Genomic DNA, 3,187 nt, shown 5'->3' with positions numbered 1-3,187 from the left:
CGTTGCTGCCGCGCGCGGTGCGCCTGCCGATGGCGCGCGAGTTCCTGTTCCGCACGGTGTCGCAGACGACCATCAGCTATCGCCATGGCCCGCTCGGCGCAGGCCGGGCCGGCAGTGTGCACGGCGGCGATCGACTGCCGTGGGCGCCGACGCATGGCGGCGACAATTTCGCCAGCCTGGCGACGCCGGCATGGCAAGTCCATGTGTATGGCCAGGCGCGTGGTGAACTATCCGAATGGGCCGCCACACGCGGTATCCCCTTGCATGTGTTTGACTGGGCGGCGCAGCACGACCACGCCGGACTGGCACGCGACGCTGCCTATCTGCTGCGGCCCGATGCCTATGTCGCGTGTGCGGATCCAGCAGGCGGCGAGCAAGTTTTCACGAGCTACTTGCTGCAGCACGGCCTGCACATTGGCGGTAACGGCGGCGATTCCAGAATGACCGCGACCCCGCCTACGCCTGCGGCAGACCGGTAACGCGCGCAGGTGCGCTGCTTGCGGCTTCGCAAGAGACATCCCCCCGAGGTTGCCGCCGCACACGTTGCGCACGATGCTTTCGATATCCACGACCTGGACCATACGACCGGGTCGCCGGTGCAAGTCATGTTGCAGACACAGGTAGCGTTCTTCTGACATGCAATTGCGGCGATAGCCGACTGTCGCGGCAAGGGTTCTTCTTTACGATGGTCAGGTACGCTTGGTGTCTGCCTGGCGTCCACAATCAAGGAGACCGTTATGAATTCCAAGCTCATCGCAGTTCTCGTCGCCGCGACTTTCAGCGGCGGCGCATTTGCCCAAGCGGGCACCGGTGCTGCCGGCACCAGTACTACCAATGATTCAGCTCAGACCGTCGCCAACGACAAGGACATGTCCAAGTCAAAAACCAAATCGACCAAGAAGAGCCGTCAACCGAAGGACAGCAGCGCCGCCCCCAAGCCGCCAGGCGGCGGTAACAGCGGCAGCGGTAATAGTGGCGGCGGTTCCGGTGGCGCGGGTACAGGCGGAGCCGGCAGCGGCGGTGCGAGCGGTGCCGGCAGCGGCGGCTGACCCACTCGCCCCCTCATCCGGCTTGCCCTGCGACGCTCTGTCGTAGCCGCAAGCCGGATTTTCTCAAGCGCTCATTTCAAGCGCTCAATTCCTGCCTTGCCACCACCCAGATCGCACCTGCGCATACGCTGATCGCCACCACCGCCAATACGTGCAAGAGCCAGTCGAAGGTCATTCCGTTTCCTCTCGCGTTCAATTTTTCCCGGCGCTATCGCAAGGCATGCGCCAAGTATAGAAAACGGTGCATGCAAAATTCGTTCGCGCGCGGTAAAACGTCGCAAAGTTGTGCAAAGACGGAAGCAAGCATCGTATTGCTCGCTGGAGGAAGATGAAGAAAACGGCAATGGTCGGGGTGACAATAAATATGCAGTTTCATTTACAGAATTGCATATTTTCTGCGCAGCTCTTTGAAAAATCGACAAGAATGAAAAAACATTTCACCTGTTTTGCATAAAACGCCCCGCGAAAAGTGAGGGGTTCATGCTACGATTTTGTCATTCAAGGAGAACGAAGAATGCCTGACGGTCACGAATGTGTCGAACTGCCGACCATCATCAACAATGTTGAGTATGTTTTGCAAAGCCGCACGATCGCGGCTGCGGATGGAACACAGCGACCCGAATATCGGGTGCTGTTGAAAGGTGCAGAGATCAAATCGTGGACTGAAGGCGACATCCTCGCTTACTTCGCCATCGGCTGACGGCGAAGCAGCCCGCCCCCGCTGTCCAATGCGGACCGCCCGGTCCGCCTGTCTTAGCGGTCGTTACGTCGCCATGTTGGCACGACGATGAATGATCTTTTCGATTTTATCTTTCAGCGTAGCGGCATTGAACGGCTTGACGATATAACCGTCAGCACCGGCTTGCGCTGCTTCGACGATATTTTCCTTCTTCGCTTCAGCGGTAATCATCAACACAGGCAAATGCGCCAGGGACGGTGTCGCGCGGATTTTTTTCAGCAAGGCCAAGCCATCCATCACGGGCATGTTCCAGTCGGTCAGCACGAAAGTGATAGGGGCCGCGCCGCCTTCCAGCACTTTCATCGCGGCGGCGCCGTCTTCGGCCTCGGCCATCTTGGTGAATTCAAGCTCTTTGAGCAAACCGGTTACGATGCGCCTCATGGTAGAAAAGTCGTCTACCACCAGGAAATATTGATCATCTGCCATTTTGGATAATTGATTCTTGCGAGTTAGTGAGAGCGAGGGGACTATCTTGATTTAGCTAGATTTTTATCTAGATTTTTTATCTGTTGCCAGTTTAAAACATTTCCGGAAACTTCAATACTCTGCGGTATCGGTATTGCAATAATCACCAAAAAAATTAAGTTATATATTTATAAATAAACAATATTTTTACGGGACTGTATTGTAAAGACATTCCCGGCGAAGCCATGTTCAATCTCGGCAAAAACGTGATTTATCCGTGCGCCGATCAGAAGATTGATAAAGCAAACTTGCAGGAAATACGCCGCCTCTTTCCAGAGCAGGAAACAGGCCAGGATTGATGCCGCCGGTGGTGATGCCGCCTTGCAATCCTATTTTTTGAGCAGTTCAATGGCGTCTTCGGCGACGCTGCGCAAATTGGTGATCGTCGCATTGAGATCGGCAAGCTCCCTTGCCGTGGGCGGTTCGTCCATCCCGCCCTTGACCAGCGACGCCTTGACGATCGTCGCCGCCATATGCCATGCGGCGCGATTATGCGCGTTGATCAATTCTCTACGGATCCGCTCCAGTTCCGTTTTCTTTGTTTTATCCATCGATGTTTTTAGCTCGTCGGTTAGTCGAATCTGACGGTTGATGCAGCGATCAAACCATTTCCAAACAGAAATAATTTATCAAGTCCATCACCATACTATGCATCAATTCTTTCAAGCCCGTGACTCGCATTCACTTCGGTATCTTGATTGCAACTTGGCATTGCGCAATAGACATTACACCGGATTTCTATGTAGAAACAATAAATCTTCTGACTTTTTATGCAATTTTTACGTAAACATGATCCCGGTCAAATGATCCATGCGGGCTCGCAAAACACGCTTTTTACTTCCAACCGGCGGCCAGCTCGCGGGTGAGGTCGGCCGAAGGAATTTCCTTGCAGCCCCGTGCATTCTGCCCCGACCACAGCGGTGAAAAATCACCG

At 54.7% G+C, this 3,187-nt stretch carries 4 protein-coding genes and 1 pseudogene; 3 read left to right on the top strand and 2 right to left on the bottom strand.

Features of this window, described 5'->3' with window-relative positions; genetic code table 11:
• From HLUSI_RS27690 to HLUSI_RS0108615, 3 genes and pseudogenes are all read left to right on the top strand, one after another.
• Window positions 1-479, top strand: a pseudogene (locus HLUSI_RS27690) (hypothetical protein); the annotation flags it as partial.
• Between the two features lie 258 nt (window positions 480-737).
• On the top strand, window positions 738-1,049 hold the full coding sequence (locus HLUSI_RS0108625) for a hypothetical protein (RefSeq protein ID WP_016833586.1): 312 nt from the start codon (window positions 738-740) through the stop codon (window positions 1,047-1,049).
• Between the two features lie 514 nt (window positions 1,050-1,563).
• Window positions 1,564-1,749 carry a hypothetical protein gene (locus HLUSI_RS0108615; RefSeq protein ID WP_016833584.1) on the top strand — a complete coding sequence of 62 codons (186 nt, stop codon included), beginning with the start codon at window positions 1,564-1,566 and terminating at the stop codon, window positions 1,747-1,749.
• A gap of 63 nt (window positions 1,750-1,812) precedes the next feature.
• Here the strand turns inward: HLUSI_RS0108615 and HLUSI_RS0108610 are convergent, their stop codons facing one another.
• Together HLUSI_RS0108610 and HLUSI_RS0108600 are read right to left on the bottom strand one after the other, a co-directional pair.
• Window positions 1,813-2,214, bottom strand: coding sequence for a response regulator (locus tag HLUSI_RS0108610; RefSeq protein ID WP_016833583.1), 402 nt, complete (start codon window positions 2,212-2,214; stop codon window positions 1,813-1,815).
• A 368-nt stretch (window positions 2,215-2,582) separates the two neighbouring features.
• Window positions 2,583-2,804, bottom strand: a complete 222-nt coding sequence (locus HLUSI_RS0108600) for a hypothetical protein (protein ID WP_029363300.1) — start codon at window positions 2,802-2,804, stop codon at window positions 2,583-2,585.
• Window positions 2,805-3,187 lie beyond the last annotated feature (383 nt).

This window comes from Herbaspirillum lusitanum P6-12, assembly GCF_000256565.1.
In the GTDB taxonomy this organism is placed as follows: domain Bacteria; phylum Pseudomonadota; class Gammaproteobacteria; order Burkholderiales; family Burkholderiaceae_D; genus Herbaspirillum; species Herbaspirillum lusitanum.
This window is presented reverse-complemented; position numbering and strand designations above follow the sequence as displayed.

What these genes read in the sequence shown, in the direction of transcription:
- HLUSI_RS0108625 (WP_016833586.1), top strand. Translation starts at nt 738, where the DNA reads ATGAATTCCAAGCTCATCGCAGTTCTCGTCGCCGCGACTTTCAGCGGC.
- HLUSI_RS0108600 (WP_029363300.1), bottom strand. Translation starts at nt 2,804, where the DNA reads ATGGATAAAACAAAGAAAACGGAACTGGAGCGGATCCGTAGAGAATTG.
- HLUSI_RS0108615 (WP_016833584.1), top strand. Translation starts at nt 1,564, where the DNA reads ATGCCTGACGGTCACGAATGTGTCGAACTGCCGACCATCATCAACAAT.
- HLUSI_RS0108610 (WP_016833583.1), bottom strand. Translation starts at nt 2,214, where the DNA reads ATGGCAGATGATCAATATTTCCTGGTGGTAGACGACTTTTCTACCATG.